Annotated in this window: 10 protein-coding genes; 4 read left to right on the top strand and 6 right to left on the bottom strand. The window is 58.2% G+C overall.

Going from position 1 to position 17,152, the window contains the following annotated elements; genetic code table 11:
* Window positions 1-237: 237 nt before the first annotated feature.
* The 6 genes from RM6536_RS07730 to RM6536_RS07705 form a co-directional block, all read right to left on the bottom strand.
* A complete protein-coding gene (locus tag RM6536_RS07730; RefSeq protein WP_231917955.1) occupies window positions 238-2,076 on the bottom strand; it encodes a hypothetical protein in 1,839 nt (612 codons plus the stop codon).
* Between the two features lie 495 nt (window positions 2,077-2,571).
* A complete protein-coding gene (locus RM6536_RS07725) occupies window positions 2,572-4,410 on the bottom strand; it encodes a hypothetical protein (RefSeq protein ID WP_060824679.1) in 1,839 nt (612 codons plus the stop codon).
* Between the two features lie 296 nt (window positions 4,411-4,706).
* Window positions 4,707-6,701, bottom strand: a complete 1,995-nt coding sequence (locus RM6536_RS07720; RefSeq protein WP_060824678.1) for a hypothetical protein — start codon at window positions 6,699-6,701, stop codon at window positions 4,707-4,709.
* A gap of 803 nt (window positions 6,702-7,504) precedes the next feature.
* Window positions 7,505-9,328: an LPXTG cell wall anchor domain-containing protein gene (locus tag RM6536_RS07715; protein WP_060824677.1), complete on the bottom strand. Its 1,824-nt coding sequence runs from the start codon at window positions 9,326-9,328 to the stop codon at window positions 7,505-7,507.
* 545 nt (window positions 9,329-9,873) lie between these two features.
* Entirely contained in the window at window positions 9,874-10,674 is an 801-nt protein-coding gene (locus RM6536_RS07710) for an SDR family oxidoreductase (RefSeq protein WP_060824676.1), read from the bottom strand.
* Window positions 10,675-10,815: 141 nt separating this feature from the next.
* Window positions 10,816-11,130 carry a hypothetical protein gene (locus RM6536_RS07705; RefSeq protein ID WP_060824675.1) on the bottom strand — a complete coding sequence of 105 codons (315 nt, stop codon included), beginning with the start codon at window positions 11,128-11,130 and terminating at the stop codon, window positions 10,816-10,818.
* 255 nt (window positions 11,131-11,385) lie between these two features.
* On the opposite strand from RM6536_RS07705, the gene RM6536_RS07700 reads away from it, so the two are divergent.
* The 4 genes from RM6536_RS07700 (at window position 11,386) to RM6536_RS07685 (ending at window position 17,120) form a co-directional block, all read left to right on the top strand.
* Window positions 11,386-11,700: a hypothetical protein gene (locus tag RM6536_RS07700; protein WP_060824674.1), complete on the top strand. Its 315-nt coding sequence runs from the start codon at window positions 11,386-11,388 to the stop codon at window positions 11,698-11,700.
* Between the two features lie 19 nt (window positions 11,701-11,719).
* Entirely contained in the window at window positions 11,720-14,452 is a 2,733-nt protein-coding gene (gene valS, locus RM6536_RS07695; RefSeq protein WP_060824673.1) for a valine--tRNA ligase, read from the top strand.
* Window positions 14,453-14,990: 538 nt separating this feature from the next.
* Window positions 14,991-15,392: a hypothetical protein gene (locus tag RM6536_RS09045; RefSeq protein WP_145974247.1), complete on the top strand. Its 402-nt coding sequence runs from the start codon at window positions 14,991-14,993 to the stop codon at window positions 15,390-15,392.
* A 195-nt stretch (window positions 15,393-15,587) separates the two neighbouring features.
* Window positions 15,588-17,120: an LssY C-terminal domain-containing protein gene (locus RM6536_RS07685; RefSeq protein ID WP_060824671.1), complete on the top strand. Its 1,533-nt coding sequence runs from the start codon at window positions 15,588-15,590 to the stop codon at window positions 17,118-17,120.
* The last annotated feature ends 32 nt before the right edge of the window (window positions 17,121-17,152 follow it).

Raw genomic sequence — 17,152 nt, 5'->3', positions numbered from 1 at the left:
CACGCTCCGCGTCGTATTTCAGGTGGTGACGACCTGACAATAGCTCGCATCTATTTATCGGTTATTTCAACCCTATCACGAACCTTAAGGTTTATTCATGCGAGGTAGAGTTTTTTTGAACACCCTGAACATACGAATTACCCCCGCTATCTGCGTCTACAGATAGCGGGGGCGAACATTCCTCATAAAACAAAGAACATCATATACAGAGCCTTCAAAAAGCACTGATGAGGAGCATTAGCCGCCGAGGACTCCCCTACGGTGAGCCATCCACGCGGCACCAACCACCAGCATCAAGCCGGCGCCTCCAAGAACCCAGAAAGCTACACCGTGCTGCGCAACCTCTTCACCAGCAGGAGATGCTGCGGAAGCTACAGCCTTCACGCCATCCTGACGATCAGCATTCGCGTTGGAGTGCACCTGGGTGACGTTCGAGTTCACCGTCGCGGAACGAGTATTAGACTCGGAGTGAACCACGGGAGTGAAACCCTTATTGCCACTACCAGAAGCTGCCGACGCCGCTTTTTCTTCATCCGTCAGAGCATCCATGTTCGCAGCAACAGCGATCGACGCCGGGTCAGACCCCGAGCTGTACGCCGAAATCTGGTTAGTGCGGGTCGGTTCAAAAGCCGAACGCGGACTTATCGTACGTGCCTGAGCCAAAGCCAGAAGGGCCTGACGCTGACGCTCCGCCTTCGCTTCCTTTGCCTTGGACATGGCGCTCACCGCATCCAGAGTGGAGCGGGGTGCACTCGTGGCAGACTGGCCTGAGCCCGACTGGGTTGCATCAGAGCGGGTCGAGACGGAGCTAGTAGCCGAGGAGGAGCTACCCTGAGTAGCGCCGGTCGACTCTGCCGCATTAGTGCTGGGCGTGAGCGATGCGTTGGCATCCTGGCTGGGCATCTCATCCTTCGTCGAGGAGGTTGCGCTACCGGTCGCCTCACCGCTGACTTTGAATCGCACCGAGACAACTTCTTCCGCGTACTCAGTATCGTCCGCACGGACTAGGTAAGCGGTGTACACCGAGCCGGTCTTCAACAGAGAACCGGGCATACCAATCTCTTCCTTGAACGCGCCATTGACGATGCGATTAGAGCTGATGTGCGTAATGGACAGCGCATCGCCCTTGTGGTTGCCACTCATATCGGTTTCAACCACAATCAGGTCGTAGCCAGCCGCGTTTGCGGGCAGGCGCTCTGCACTGATGGTCACCGGCTTGGTTTCCTTATCAGAGCGAACCTCAGCATACGCAACCTTCAGTTCCGAAACGCTCAGGGTCTGAGTATCACGAGAAGAGGTCGATCCGCCGGGGACCTGTTCCAGCTTCTGAGTGTGGGTTTCAAGGTTCGGCTGCTCAGAAGAATCAGAGGGAATCTCTACCTTGACCCTATCCTTGCTACCCTTCTGATCTGCAGCCTGCTGGTTCTTCTGCTCCTCTTCACGGAGCTTCTCCAGCGCCTTCAGCTCATCAATGGTCGGCACATGGTGGGCACTCTCCTTCTTATCCACCTTATCCACCATAACCTCGTCAGAGTCATCTTCAACGGGAATAGTGTGCGGTGCGAGGGAGCCTCCAGAAATCATGAATTCGCCGTAACCCGCGTCGGAGGTCATCAGATCCATGGCACTAATGGAGTAGTAGCCTTCCTGGGGCGTCTGCGGCATCTCAAAGGTGACGAGCATTGTGCCGTCATCAGCGCGCTCGACCTGCAGGGCAGACGGCTCGTAGGTGTCAGATCCGAGCACCGCGCCGGTGGTGCTGTAGTACTGCAACACCAAGTAGACCTTGGATGCGTCACCCACATAGCCACCCTCGTAAAGGGGTGCAAGCTTCAGGGTCGCTTTGCCATCCTTAATGGACTGCACGCGAATTTCGATGGTATCGACCTCAATTTCAAGGTCTTCATAAGGGCAACTCGAATCAAATTCGTTATTAACTAGAGCCGCCAGACAATCATTCACATTAATTGCTTCAGCCTCGGTTGCGGAGGCGCCAGGAAGCACAAAAGCGCTTGCGCCTAGAGCGGCAGCAAGCGAAAGAGCATGAATGCGTTTCGGAAGTCGAGTGATAGTCATGTGTGCCATTTCAATCGATGTAGACGCAAAGCGTGGACTAGGGAAGGCTCACCACAAGCCGGTGTTTCTATCCAGGTATTTGCGCACCAGTACGTCGGTTATATCCCAGCCTAACATAGATATTGCACTAAATGTTGCATTGCATTCATGTGCTAAAACTTTATGCCGCAACAATTGCCGAAATAAAAGGGAATTAAATACTTTACTGAGATATAAATAACGCAAAATTCGAATGCCATAAATATTCCCACAAGTGCACGAAAAAGAGATTTTTTACACCGCCCCAAGGCACAACAGGCCAAAGCGCAACAGACCACCACACAACAGGGTCGACATCCAGGTACACAGACAACCAGGCACGCAGAAGGCGCCCCACCGAACACGCACCCCATCAGCACGCACCCGGCAGAGCGCCTCCCACTCAACGACTCCCCCACAGAGAGTCACACACGCCTCACGCGCGAAGATCCAGAAGCTGGAACTACTCAAGCAGGGCTACTCAGCTCCCAGCTCCTCAGCGCCCTCAAGGCGACGACGATACACATTAACCGCCACAGCAGTACCCACAAAGGCAACCGACCCCAGCAGGGCAATACTCAGCGGCAAGGTACCCTCCGGCAGAGGGCCGTTATCCTGGGCGCTCGCCTCCAGCTTCGAACCGGAAGAATCACCGCGCGACTTCGAGCTACGCGTATAGAAGCTACCCGAACCCGCAGCACCCGCATTCTCCTGCGGCGAAGAAACAGTCACCGTCTCCCCCTCAAGAGGCTGGTAACCCAACAGGTTCACCACGGTACGACCGGGCAGCATCACCGCATAACCAGACATCACCAGCGTCGAAGGAACCACCGCAGTCTCAGCCACAGAACTACGAGCCTGCGCGGTAATCGCACGCGCAGACTGCTGCGCCTGCATAATATAGCCCAGAGCGCCATCCGCCGACGGAATCTTAGCGACAGAATCAGTCACCAAACCCTGAGCGTCTGCAGAGGCATCTGAAGAGCCCGCAGGGCTCACATAGCCCGAAGGAGCCGAAGGGCTCACCCGCTGATTCGCCTCAGAAATCACCGGGGCCAGCGGGCGAACAACAGTATTCGTATGCCTCGGAGCCGGATCAACAGGAACAGCACGCTGAATCACGCTCACACCAAAAGTGCTGGTCGCCATGAGCTTCAGCTCCTCAGTGGAGTCACCACCCACCACAACCACACGGTAGCGCTTACCCGCATTCAAAGAAGTGCCGGGAACCTTCAAATCAGCAGAGAAAGAAGCATCAGCCACCTGCTGAGGGCTCACATGCGTGGTCGCCAGCGGCGAACCCACGGCACCACCGTCGGCAGGCATTTCAAAGACCATCACGTCATAACCCAAGCCGCTCTCCGCCACGTTCTTAGCGCGCACGCTAATCGGCTGCACCTCATCCGAACCGCGCAGTTCTGCGGTAGAAATTTCCAGGGTCGCCTCGCGGGTCTCCGCGGGAGCCTGATCAGAGCGGGAGTGCACCAGCAGGCGGTCCTCGGTCACCTCAGCAGGCGCCGCATCATCAGCAGAAGAGCTCGCCGAGGCAGAAGCACTGGCAGACGCGCTCGCGGATGCACTCGCCGACGCATTCGCCGAGGCGCTAGCAGATGCACTCGCGGAAGGACGTGCCGAAGCGCTCTGCGAAGCAGACGGCGCCTCAGAAGGTGCCGGGGCAACCGTCGGGCGCGGGCTATCCTTCGCGGCACTCGGGGATGCGCTGGGGCTCAGGGACACCTCGGGGGCGGGGTTCGCCTCCACGCGGTTAGCGCGGGGAACACCGGGGGTGTCGGGGAAGAAAATGTTCTGGCGGCTAGCCATAATCTCATCGGCTGTTACACCATGCTCAGGCATAAACTCAACGGAGACAGTCTCGCCGTTGCTTAGATTCTCAATTTCGACCATGTACGGCTGCTCAACATTGAGGCGCTGGTGAATGCTCAGCTCCATGTTGCCTTCTTCATTCTTTGAGGCAGTCAGCTGAGCATCAGGTACGGTCATAGTGGCGACAATGCCATCCTCAACGGAGATGGCAGACAGGCGAACCTTCACCTGATCCAGGGAAGTTACACCGCTGACCTGCAGGAGAGTGTAGTCGCTAGTCTGAGCCAGCAGATCCAAGGTGATGCTGTGCTGAACGACGTCGGCGGCAACAGTAATGGGAAGTTCAGGCTTCGGAGACAGCTGAGTCTGCGCATAAGCGGCAGATGCGAAGGTAGCGGGGGCCAGAGTTGCAGGCGCGACGGAGCCGCCCAAACCGAGGGCGGCAGACGCTACTAGCGCCGCGCCGCGGCAGGAACGCTGCGTGGAAAACATGGTCACCTATTTTCGTGAGTGAGTGTGATGAATCGTTGTGTGACTCCTGCGCCCAAAGGTCGGAAGTAGGCGCAGAATAACGGTTCTCTGATATCGGTGACCGGGAGGCGCTTCACAGCGACTCCTACCCCGGGTGAACGGGGTGGTAAGAGTGATAGTACCGTCTATGACAGCACTCTAAATTATAGGTATAACCTTAGAAAAAGTTAAAGATGTAGGGATGCCCGAATCTTGCATTTCGGACATCCCTACATCTATGTGCATGTTTTGCCTAGTGGGGCAATAATTGACCTGTTTTAGCGGCGAGAACTGAGCTGCATCTCACTACGGCGACGGCGGCTCAAACGCATACCGGCAAGCAGTGACAGCGATCCAGCAGCGCTAATGACCAGCATATTGGAGGCGCCGGTAGCCGCCAACTGCTCACGCTTCTGCTGGGCACCAGCGGCAACCTTCTGAGAACCAGAGGCCTGCGCCTTCTGCTCGCCACTCTTCTGCGGTTCAACCTCCTGAGCTTCGACCTTCTGAGCGGACGCATCCTGAGCACCGGTATTCTGAACCGGAACCGAAGTATCATCCTTCTGGTCGGTAGCGCTCTCCCCCGCCTTCTGCTGATCTGCCGCAGGAGCGGTAGCCTCAGCAGGCGCGGTAGCATCAGGCGCATTAACCTCAGGCGCAGAGCTTTCAGACTCCGACGCCTCAGGGGTTGCAGGCACGTTATCCACACTATCGCGCTCAACAGTGAAGCCACCGTTGACCATGCGCACGGTGCCCTGCTCATCCTCCGCCACAGCACTCACACGGTAGGTAGTGCCGGGCTTGAGCTCCGAGCCGGGAATCTGCACCTGGGCAGTAAAAGCACCGGAGGCGTCAATCTCAGAGACATCAGCCGAGGCAATTACGCCATCGCGTGCCACACCGTATTCGTCGACAGCACTAACCATCAGGTGTACCGAGCTGACGCCAGTGAAACCCTCGCCGCGCACGGTCAGAGCCTTCTCGGAGTCGTTTTCGGGAACTACGGTTTCTTCTACGTGCAGGCGGGCGGTCATCACGGGGTTAGAGGTGTTGTTCTGTTCTTCGGTGGTGTCATGGACGCGGTCAAAGACGGTGTTGCGCGGCAGGTCGTAGTGGCGGCGCGGATCATCCTCGGGCAGTACGCGATCGAACTGCTCGACGGGGCTCACGGCAACCGCCTGCTCAGACTGGGCATTCGAGGCAGCCTGACCAGACTCAACCTGTGCAGACTCAGCCTGGGCGCTCTGCTCGGACTGTACATCCTCTTCAGACTGCTTCTTCTCAGACTGTGCCTGCTCCGCCATTGCGCGCTCAGCGGTAGCAACCGGAGCGGAGCCATTCTGTGCATTCCAACCATTCATGAAGGGAACCTCAACTTCCTGGGCGGTATAACCATTAGCCGCAGAGGGCGCGATTTCAACGCTGAGCACATAGCGCAGATCTTCGTGAACAGCCTGCACTTCTTCCAACCTGGACCCGGGCACCTCAATGCCATCCAAGAGGGTGCCGTTCATAACGTCGGCACGTGCGGGAGAGGCAGCGAGCAGGATGCGGTTACCCTGACTATCCAGAGCATAGGCATAGGTCATCACCTCGAAAGCCTGCGCCTCACCCAGACCGGTGACCTTGTAGACGACAAGGTTCTTTTCCTGCGGGATTTCCAACTGACCCGAAAGAATCTGAGCGTTGAGCGGCTCATTCTGAGTGTCTGCAGGCAGCAGCTCCAAGGGTGCAGAGGAGTTGTAGGAGGGATCCTCCGTTGCGTAGCCCTTGCCGGGGTCAACCACTGCGGTCGCGACGACGTACTGCTGGTTGGGGTCGAGGGTGCCTGCGGGCAGGGTCAGCTGGGTGCTGAAGCGACCACCCTCCACGTCGAGTTCGGGTACGAGGGTCATCGCTACGGCGGAGCCGCGAGCCAACGCGTAGAGGGGGTACTGGCGGTATTCGCTCACGTAGACCGCCACGCCGTAACGCTCAACAGGGCCGCCGGTGAAGCCTTCACCACTGACGGTGATGCTCTGGGAGCGTGCGGGGTTAATGACAACGCCCTGCTCTACGTACACCTGCGGGGAATTCTGGGTAGCAACGTTTTCGATGGGGGTTACATCTTCCTCGGAGGGAGGATTATCAGACTCCACCGTGGTCGCTGAAGCCACCCCTCCAGTATTCTGCACCTGCACATCTGCGTGCGCAGCACCAACACCGGTGACGGACAGGACGGAAGCAGCAATAGCGGCTGTTGCACGAGTTTTTGAGTGAGCGGGTTCGGGCATGGAACACACCTTTTCTGTGAGTGTGAACGATACCCTCCGGAGGGTGCCACGGATCGAAGGTGGACAGGTGCCTCTTCGGGATTGAACGCTATAACGTACGGACTAGTCATAACGTTCATGTAATGGTGGAAGTTACCGCGAAGGGAATCGCTCTATTTATCGGTAATTCCACACTAACAATACTTTTGCGTTTATTGCGGTAAATCCGCTTTACCTTCCAAGTGTTTTCCTGTGCAATAACCCACACAGAATATTTTTTACTCTTCGGAACAGCATCAAGAGCATTCAAACTGCATGGACTAGGTAAAATTTCTCAACTCTCCCTTGAGGCTCAAGGTTTTATTGCATGCATATGCAGTTTTAACGGATTTGAGATAAAAATATTCTGCACATTCATGCATTTAATTTATTTCTTTTAAGTGAAAAAATAGCAGGTCACACCGCTTTTCCCGGCGCATTCACTAAAAACGTGCATACCAATAATTGCCCAATAAAAACCTCCGCAGAACCACACCACCGCACCGCCCTGCACCCCAACATGTCTGCACCCCAACACGGAAGGGAACACCCACACCCCTCCCCCAGCCTGCAACACACACTTTGCCGCACACGCCCTCGCTCAGACTCAAAGTAGCCCAGCAGAACAGCTCAGCAAAACCGCTGGCACGCAAATCTACTAGCACGCATAACTACTGACACGCAAAAGTGCCGCCAACACTCTTTCTAGAGTATTGGCGGCACTCGTTTCACTCACCTTGCGGTGAGCATCAGATTTTCAGAGCCTAGCCCATAAGGCTGAGCTATTAGAGGCTGCGGCGGCGCAGGAGCATCAGTGCAGCACCAGCAATCAGAGCTGCGGCGCCAACGCCTGCGATACCTGCAACACCCTCAGCACCGGTGTTAGCCAGCTGCGGCTTCGAAGAAGCCGAAGAAGAGGTCGAAGTCGAGCCCTTGGTGCCGGAGACACCTACAGTGTGGCCGTTGGAGCTAGAGGAGGTGGCAGCGGATGCGTTGCCAACCTTAGCCTTGGGTGCCTGAGAAGAAGGCATACGGGTCTCGGTTACGACAACCGAACCGTCTTCGCGCATTTCAGCGGTGAAGACGCTGGTGGTGCCGTCGCCATTATCGCGAACGGTGGTGTTGTCACCCTCGGTAGCTGCCGGCAGGGTCGGTGCGGGGTTGTTCGCATCGCTCACGGTAGCGGTGGTGACTGCCACCTGGTGTACCAGGCCGTTGGGGTCGCTGGTTGCCACCATTGCGTAAGCGTAACCGGGCTGCAGCAGCTCAGCAAGAACGCTGACCTTGACGCGGAAGGTGCCGTTCACGATTTCAGAAGCGGGAATATCGTGGGTTGCCAGAGCCTCGCCAGTGATGTTGCCGTTTGCATCCAGACGGTAGATTGCGATCTGGACACCGTTAGCGACGGACTCGTGGGTGAAGCCGGAGCCGTTGAAGGTCAGAACGTTGTACTGGTCGTTCGGATCCAGGGAAGCATCCTCGGTGGTGAGGGTTGCATTCTCGGGTGCCGCGGGAGCCTCAGGAGCGGGGGTCTCGGTCTGCTCGGGTGCCGGAGTCTCAGCCTTGGGTGCTTCCGGAGCAGGAGTTTCTTCCTTGGGGGTCTCAGTCTTGGGAGCCTCGGGTGCCGGGGTTACGGGCGCAGGGGTCTCTTCGTTCTTGGGAGCCTCGGGCGAAGTAGACTCGGTGACCTTGAAGGAGGAGATAGCCACGAGCTTCTCGTTGGGCTGACCCTGCGGGTTGCTGACAGCAGCCAGTGCGTAGGATGCGCCAGCAGGCAGCTTGCTTGCCTCAACGGTAATGGAAGCCTTGAAGGTGCCGTCCTGAATCTGCTCTGCGGGTACCACAACGGTAGCGAGAGCCTCACCGGTGATCTGGTTGTCTGCGTCCAGTGCGTAGATGCTGACCTGTACGCCGGGGCTGACCTTCTCACCGTAGAAGCCGGTGCCAACAACGCTCACGGTGTTCAGCTGTGCGTTACCGGGGAAGCGAGCATCCTCGATAACGATGGAGGGGTCAGCCTGCTTTGCCTCGGGTGCCGGAGTGGAGGGGGTGGAGGGCTCGGGGGTTGCAGGAGCGGTGGGGGCAGGAGTCTCAGCCTTGGGAGCCTCGGTTGCCTCAGCCTTAGGAGCTTCGGTCTTCGGAGCCTCGGTAGCCTCAGCCTTAGGTGCTTCAGCCTTGGGAGTCTCTGCCTTAGGTGCTTCAGCCTTGGGAGTCTCTGCCTTAGGTGCTTCAGTTGCCTCTGCCTTAGGAGCTTCGGTCTTCGGTGCCTCAGCCTTAGGAGCCTCGGTTGCCTCAGCCTTAGGTGCTTCAGTTGCCTCTGCCTTAGGAGCTTCGGTCTTCGGAGCCTCAGCCTTGGGGGTCTCTGCCTTGGGAGCCTCGGTTGCCTCAGCCTTGGGAGCTTCGGTCTTCGGAGCCTCAGCCTTGGGGGTCTCGGTTGCGTTGCCGCCAGGCAGGGAAGAAGCCTGGGCGGTTGCCTTCTGATCAACAACCTGCTGCTGCTGATCGGCGGGTGCTTCTGCCGCAAAGGTTGCCGGGATTGCTGCCACGGAACCGGCAGTAAAGGCTGCCGCAGCTGCGATCTTGTAAACGCGACGGGTAGTCTTCGACATTTTTCCTCGATCTCTGAATTATCGGTGGTGAACCTACACGGTGCGCCTCCGTCTTTGAAGGGCGCGCAGATTCACATGCGGGTGTGACTGCTAAAAGGCTAGCACCCGACCCTGAGTCTTCTATCCTCTTAATGCCCACTTTAAGCAACTGTAATGAAATCGTTATAAAACCACCCCTCAAGCTGAGAGTTAATACAGACCAATTGTGGTGTTTTGCGGTCATATGTCGACATATGAGCACCGGCAAACCTACATTTTGATTGCGTTTGAAGAAAATATGATACTTTCCGTGGATAATTTCACCCCAACCATTTCACTATGGTGAACCTTAAAGTCTCACGTACCACTTTATAGTTTCATCAAGTGCTCCTTGATATCTCTCCCCTACCTATTCCCGCCCCGCACGGCACCCCAACCAAAGCTCCACACAAGCCACAGATTTACCGGGCGCGCACACAAAAAGCCTCGCCCGCATCCCAAGAATCTGGAATACGGGCGAGGCACGCATAATAACCCCCGCATCAGCGAGCGCAAGAGCGCAAAGCTTAGCTCTCCTTACGAATCACCTTGAATTGGCTGGGCTGAGCCACCGGGCGAATCGTAATGCGGTCAAGGTTCACGTGGTGCGGAACGTTCAGAGCAAAAGTCACGGTCTGCGCCACATCCTCGGCGGTCAAAGGCTTCTCAACGCCCGCGTAGACGCGCTCGGCAGCCTCTTTGGAACCCAGGCGGTTCAGGGAGAACTCCTCGGTGTGCACCATGCCCGGGCAAATCTCAATCACACGCACATTATGCTCCGCCTCTTCCAGGCGCAGCGCCTCGGTCAGACCGCGAGCGCCAAACTTCGCCGCGTTGTATCCGGCGCCGCCCTCGTAGCCATGTTCCGCTGCGGTGGAGGTCAGGTTCAGAATCGTGCCGTGACCGTTCAGGCGTAGCGCCTCCGCGAAGGCGCGCACCATGTGCAGGATGCCGAGCACATTCATCTGGTACATCTTCAGATAATCATCAGACTTGCCGTCGGCAACCTTATCCACGCCAATAGCGCCGCCGGCAATATTGACCAGGGCGTCAATGGTGCCCTGCTCTTCCAGAATCTGCTCGGCAACGAAGCGCACGGAATGCTCGTCGGTCACGTCACAGGTCACCGGGTGAGCGCCCGTCTCCGCATAGAGGGTGTACAGGCGATCGGTGCGACGCGCCAGAGCGTAGACGGTCCAGCCGGTTGCTACCAGCTGCTGTACGGTGGCACGACCAATACCGCTGGATGCACCGGTCACCACGGCAACTTTGCCGTCGCCAGTATGAGGCAGAAAAGGAGATGCAGGAATGTGGGTGTTCTCAGTCATACTTTAATCCTAGTAGAGCGATGCCCGCGGGTGCTCTGTTCAAGCAAACTCGCGGGCATATATTTTGAAATTTTCGATAGTGCGATAGTGAGAAGTGAGATAGGTGCCGGTACCACAACCGCCCGGCACCCCGTCAGGCCGCTACTTGCGGCGGCGAGGCAGACCCCAGCGGCTCCTACCACCGTCACGGAATCCGAGGCGGTGCTCAAAATACACGGGCGAACTACTACCGGTCTTGATCGTATCCGGAGGGACCGTACCCTCACGCGCCGACATCAAATAAAGAATCGCGGCGCCCGGCATGAACACAATCAGAGGCAGGACGAAACGCATGCGCGCCTCACCGTAACCGCTACACACCGTCAAATGCCAGATGCACAACGCAACCAGCACCAGGTGCAGTATCAGCAGAACAGTTTCAGACGTGCCCAAACCGAAAATACTCAGAGAACTCATGGCAACTCCTCAAAGGTCGTGTACTTTCAGTCTACGCCGCCGCCGCGCCGCTGAGAAGGATTCACCGGCTGTTGATACTGTCACTATTGATACTGTCACTGTTGATACCGCAGATTTTCGCGCCTACACTGCAGATGACCGAGGGCAGTATTTTAGGGGCTCTCCCCCATTGCCGTTTTCCATTGAGTTTGCCGCTGAACTTACCACTGAGTTTTCCGCTGAACCGCCGATTACTCCTCCTATAGGAACCCCCACATGACAGCAACACCACGCCAGCGCATCACCGCACTACACGAGCAGCGCCAAGCGCTCCAGCAGCGGGCACGCAGCATCCGTGCCGCCACCGGAACCCCCTACAGTTCCGAGGTGCACCTACTACTCGGGCAGAGCTACCTGGACCCCGCCAGCTGGCAGGAACTCACCGCCTCCCGCGGGGTACGCGCCGCCGCACGCAGGGCGCAGTTCGCACGCCGGTACCGGCACCTCCTGGCGCGTCTAGAAGCCGCCATCGAGCAGTACGAACAGAACAGCACAGCGCAGAATTCCCCTGGAGCTGAGAGAATGCCGTGAATATGAGAAAATAGCCGTTATGGCTGAAAACATTTTGGGCTCAGACTCGCCCGTACAGATTAACGTTCCCGACCGCCCCGCCCTCGAAGGCCTCGAAGAGAAGCTCTCGCAGCGCTGGGCCGACGAGAAGACCTACGCATTCGACGAGAACACCACTCGCGAACAGGTCTACTCCATTGACACCCCGCCGCCGACCGCATCCGGCTCCCTGCACGTGGGTCACATGTTCTCCTACACTCAGACCGACGTCATTGCACGCTACCAGCGCATGACCGGCAAGAACGTGTTCTACCCCCTCGGCTGGGATGACAACGGCCTGCCCACCGAACGCCGCGTTCAGAACTACTACGGCGTTCTCTGCGACCCCTCCGTGGCAGACAACGACTCCTTCCGCGACCTGATCACCTGGAAGGCAGACGGCACCCCCAAGCCCGACCGCAGCCAAGCAAAGTGGCCGCGCATTTCCCGCAACAACTTCATTGAACTCTGTGAAGAGCTCGCGGTTGAAGACGAGAAGGTCTTCGAAAACCTCTTCACCACCCTGGGTCTGTCCGTTGACTGGTCGCGCACCTACCGCACCATCGACGCACACTCCCGCAAGGTCTCCCAGCTCGCCTTCCTGAAGGACCTGGAAGCAGGCAACGCCTACATGGCTGAAGCACCGACCATGTGGGACGTCACCTTCCGCACCGCAGTGGCACAGGCTGAGCTGGAAGACAAGGAACGCCCCGGCGCGTACCACCGCATCAGCTTCCACCGCCCCAACGGCGAGAAGGTCTGGATTGAGACCACTCGCCCCGAGCTGCTGCCCTCCTGTGTGGCTCTCGTGGCGCACCCGGACGACGAGCGTTACAAGCCTCTGTTCGGCACCACCGTCACCTCCCCGCTGTTCGGCGTTGAGGTTGAGATCAAGGCGCACCCGCTGGCACAGCCCGACAAGGGTGCCGGTATCGCCATGATCTGTACCTTCGGCGACACCACCGACGTCACCTGGTGGCGTGAACTGCAGCTGGACACCCGCGCCCTCATCGGTCGCGACGGCCGTTTCTCCCGCGAAACCCCCGAGTGGATCACCTCCCCCGAGGGCCGCGAGCGCTACGAGCGCATGGCAGGCACCACCGTCTTCACCGCACAGAAGACCGTCGTGGAAATGCTGGTTGAAGCTGGCGAAATGGACGGCGACCCCAAGCCGATTACCCACCCCGTGAAGTTCTACGAGAAGGGCGACAAGCCCCTCGAAATCGTTGCTTCCCGCCAGTGGTACATCCGCAACGGTGGCCGTGACGCTGCACGCCGCGAGAAGCTCATCGAGCGCGGCCGTGAAATGAACTGGTTCCCCTCCTTCATGCGTAGCCGCTACGAGAACTGGGTTGAGGGTCTGAACGGCGACTGGCTGATTTCTCGCCAGCGTTTCTTCGGCGTTCCCTTCCCCGTCTGGTACCCGCTGGACGCTGAGGGTGAGCCGGACTACGAGAACCCGATTCTGCCGACCGAAGAGATGCTGCCGGTTGACCCCGCATCTCAGCCTGCTCCCGGTTACACCGAGGATCAGCGCGGCGTAGCGGGCGGCTTCATCGCTGACCCGGACGTTCTGGACACCTGGGCTACTTCCTCCCTGACCCCGCAGATTGCGACCGGTTGGGGCGTGAACCCGGACCTGCACGCGAAGACCTTCCCCATGGATCTGCGCCCGCAGGGTCACGACATTATCCGCACCTGGCTGTTCTCCACCGCTGTTCGCGCGGAGACCCTGGCTTCCTCCGTGCCGTGGTACAACACCGCGCTCTCCGGCTGGATTCTCGACCCGGACCGCAAGAAGATGTCCAAGTCTAAGGGCAACGTTGTGGTCCCCAACGAGGTTCTGGAGAAGTACGGTTCGGACGCTGTGCGCTACTGGGCTGCTTCCGCTCGCCTGGGTGCTGACACCGCCTACGACGAAGGCCAGATGAAGATTGGCCGCCGCCTTGCCATCAAGTTGCTGAACGCATCCAAGTTCGTGCTGAACCTGGGCGCTACCGAGAAATCCGTCATCACTTCTCAGGCTCAGGGCCGCGTGCTGATCAACGCTCTGGACCGTTCCCTGCTGGCTCGCCTGGCGTACCTGATTGAAGAGGCAACCGCCGCATTTGAGAAGTACGAGTACGCTCGTGCCCTGCAGATTTGCGAGAGCTTCTTCTGGTCCTTCACCGACGACTTCGTTGAGCTGATTAAGGACCGTGCGTACGGTGCTCGCGGCGAGGAGGAGCAGGCTTCTGTTCTGGCCGCTCTGGCAACCACCCTGGATGCTCTGCTGCGCCTGTTCGCGCCCTTCCTGCCGTTCGTGACCGAAGAGATTTGGTCCTGGTGGCGTGCAGGTAGCGTGCACCGCGCCGAGTGGCCGCAGGCACTGCCCATCCTGGAAGGCACCCTGCTGGCTGAGTACTCTGCACAGAACCCGACTGCCGGCATTTCTGCTCAGTGGGTCCTGGCGGACGCTGACCCGGCTCAGATCGAGTCGCTGAAGCAGATCCTGCCGGATGTTGCTGAGGCTCTGGGTGGTCTGCGTAAGGCTAAGAGCGACGCGAAGGTTAAGCAGCGCACCGAGGTTGAGTCCGCAACCATTGCGGCTCCGCAGGCTCAGCTGGATCGCATTGCCGCTGGCTTGGCTGATCTGAAGGCTGCCGGTAACGCTCGTGAGCTGTCTCTGGTGGCGGCCGAGGGCGAGCTGGAGGTTCGCGATGTTGTGCTCGTTGTGGAAGAAGCAGCTGAATAATTTCGCCTAATTTTGAGCGTTCTTCGCTTAAATTTATGACGCTGCCTGAGCGTTGAGGACGGGGTGGTACCGGTTGACGGTACCGCCCCGTTTTCTGTGCCTGTTGTTCGTTGCAGCTCGCCGGGTGTGAGACCCCGGCGGTTGGCCGCTACGGCCCTGACTATGGGCTTTGTCCGAACTTCGCCCGTGGATGCCTGCTCCAGCCCTCTGAGAATCTTCACCAGCGCCTCCCCCAACGATGTGGGTTTTAGCGTGTTTGCCTGTGGGTATTCTGCGGAATTCCCAACCCATTTTTATATTCATCAATGTGCAAAGAGCATAATCAACCTTATGAGATTGACTGTCACTTTATGTATGATTGTTGATGCGAGGGTTTTACCGCCAGGAACAACCCTCTATTCAACTTCAGCAACAGACAATTCACCGGTACGAACATAGACATAACCGCCCAACCGCACGACAAGAACTCAACCAGTCCGGGGGCAGCGATGCCACCTGACTCTGACCCCGCGCCAAAGTAGGCGCACCCTATATCATCATGACTTCACACTCATTACCTTCCGGTTCCCCCGATAACCCGCACGCGAGGCAGAGCTCAACCCCGAGCTCACCGCCAGGAGCGCAAGCAAACATTTCCCCCGACCAGCTTCAGCACTACCACACAAGCCTGAACGAATACATCAGCCAGGCACGCGAATACGCCCAGACGCTACATGCCAACTACACCAACGAAGTGTACGAACTATGGCATCAGCATATTTCCACCAGCGCCGCCACCGATGAGGCGAGCATCGCCTCCGGCTCTTTGAGCGCTCAGAAGCTCGAAGAGCTGACCCGCAAGTGGGTGCGCCTCATGCGTGAAGGCCGCGATATGCTGCACCACGAAAGCTCCATTGCGGCTGCACGTGCCGCGGTTGAGGCTAAGCCCCTCCCCGAGTAGGGGCACACCCTATATTTCTTTCGCGCGGCAACGCCAGCACTCAGTGTTTGTACCGCGTTTTTCTGCGGTTTTTCTGTGGCAGGGCAATCGAGCCAAGCGATTAAGCCCTGCCCGGAATGCATACTTCGCACATTCTGCCCCTTGCTATAGTTATGGATATTCAAAGACCCTCACTATGTTGCAGAAAGGGCGGGAATGTCCCACCAAAAACGCGTCCTGCGGCCTATACGTAGCGACGTCGCTCCCCCAGTTACCTCGCCACCGGTCTACCGTGGTGATATTGACACGCGCGGCGAGTCGCAAGACCTCGTCCCGCGCAGCTTCTGGGTCAATTTCTGGGACACTCTCTTCTTCATCTTCGCCGGCGTCGCGGCCCTCGTGCTGACCTTCATGATTCTGGTGAATACGGTCGGCCACTCTTTTTGGGGCGTCCCCATCGCTTTCATTTTCTGGGCGGTCACCGCGTACCTGACGCTACCGCGTTTTCACGCCATCATGACCCGCATCTACGTGCCCGACTACTTTATTGGGCGCACCCGCACCCCGGACGGCCTGCTCGGCGACCCGGTCAATATCGGTCTGATTGGTACCGAGGAGCAGATTCACCAGGTCATGCAGAATGCGGGATGGACCCGCGCTGACGGCGTCACCCTCGTCTCCTCCTGGAAAATTATTCTCTCCACCATCACCCGCCGTTCCTACGCGGAGGCGCCGGTCTCCCCGCTGAAAATTTTTGGTAGGACGCAGGATTTCGCCTACCAACAGGAAGTGGACGGCAACCCCGAGAAACGCCACCACGTGCGTTTCTGGAAAACCCCTGACGGCTGGTTGTTGCCGGGCGGTCACCGAGTAGATTGGTTGGCGGCGGGCACGTACGACTCCGGTGTGGGTTTCAGCTTCTTCACCCTGCAGGTCACGCACCGCATTGACGCTGAAACCGACTTTGAACGCGACTACATTGTGGAGTCCATTCAGTACGCTCACCCGGAAACTCACGTTGAGATTCTGCACGATTTTTCTTCCGGTTACCACGCCCGCAACGGAGGCGGTGACGCGATTCGCACGGACGGCGCGCTCCCGGTCATCGTGCTGAACAATGAGGGGTTAGAGCCGCAGAAGCAGGAAGAAATTCACCTCTCTAGCGCGCACGACCTGGCGTACCGCATGCCGCTGAGTCTGCTGGTCGGTTCGGGTATGCTCATTGCCGTGACCCTCGCAGACATTATCAACAGCGTCATTCTGGCGCTCAGCCGCCCAGCACTGCGCGCCGAGCTGTTGGAGGATGGCTCCGGCAACGACATTGAGTTGCTGAACCTCTTCGATCAGGCAGATAGCGACGTGCTGCTGACCATTACCGGTACGGTGCTGGTTGGTTTTGTGGCGATTTATTCGGCGGTGCATCTGTTCCTGCTGTGGAGTACGCTGCGAGGCTCGTCGAAGGCGCGCCGACTGGCTCTGCTGTTGACGGCACTGAACTTCGCGGCGATTACCGGCGGCGTGCTGTGGGGGCACCAGTCCCTGCCGCTGTCCACGATTTTCTTCCAGCTGGGCGTTGCCGTGTTTGCTATGTTGGCGTTCACCTCGGACGCGGCGGTTCAGTACACGGCAACCCGCACCTTCCATATGCGTGATACGAAGATTGTGCAGCGGGCAACGCACCCGAAGGTTCTCGAGCACAGGGCTCAGCGTAAGGCGCACAAAGTGCAGAAGGCACAGAAAGCACAGTAGGCACGCAAGGCTACCGCTGCGGGCCGCACTCA

Source organism: Rothia mucilaginosa (assembly GCF_001548235.1).
In the GTDB taxonomy this organism is placed as follows: domain Bacteria; phylum Actinomycetota; class Actinomycetes; order Actinomycetales; family Micrococcaceae; genus Rothia; species Rothia mucilaginosa_B.
This window is presented reverse-complemented; position numbering and strand designations above follow the sequence as displayed.

Excerpts from the sequence above, each read along its gene's own strand:
- RM6536_RS07730 (WP_231917955.1), bottom strand. The coding sequence starts at position 2,076 with ATGACTATCACTCGACTTCCGAAACGCATTCATGCTCTTTCGCTTGCT.
- RM6536_RS07725 (WP_060824679.1), bottom strand. The coding sequence starts at position 4,410 with ATGTTTTCCACGCAGCGTTCCTGCCGCGGCGCGGCGCTAGTAGCGTCT.
- RM6536_RS07720 (WP_060824678.1), bottom strand. The coding sequence starts at position 6,701 with ATGCCCGAACCCGCTCACTCAAAAACTCGTGCAACAGCCGCTATTGCT.
- RM6536_RS07715 (WP_060824677.1), bottom strand. The coding sequence starts at position 9,328 with ATGTCGAAGACTACCCGTCGCGTTTACAAGATCGCAGCTGCGGCAGCC.
- RM6536_RS07710 (WP_060824676.1), bottom strand. The coding sequence starts at position 10,674 with ATGACTGAGAACACCCACATTCCTGCATCTCCTTTTCTGCCTCATACT.
- RM6536_RS07705 (WP_060824675.1), bottom strand. The coding sequence starts at position 11,130 with ATGAGTTCTCTGAGTATTTTCGGTTTGGGCACGTCTGAAACTGTTCTG.
- RM6536_RS07700 (WP_060824674.1), top strand. The coding sequence starts at position 11,386 with ATGACAGCAACACCACGCCAGCGCATCACCGCACTACACGAGCAGCGC.
- valS (WP_060824673.1), top strand. The coding sequence starts at position 11,720 with ATGGCTGAAAACATTTTGGGCTCAGACTCGCCCGTACAGATTAACGTT.
- RM6536_RS09045 (WP_145974247.1), top strand. The coding sequence starts at position 14,991 with ATGACTTCACACTCATTACCTTCCGGTTCCCCCGATAACCCGCACGCG.
- RM6536_RS07685 (WP_060824671.1), top strand. The coding sequence starts at position 15,588 with ATGTCCCACCAAAAACGCGTCCTGCGGCCTATACGTAGCGACGTCGCT.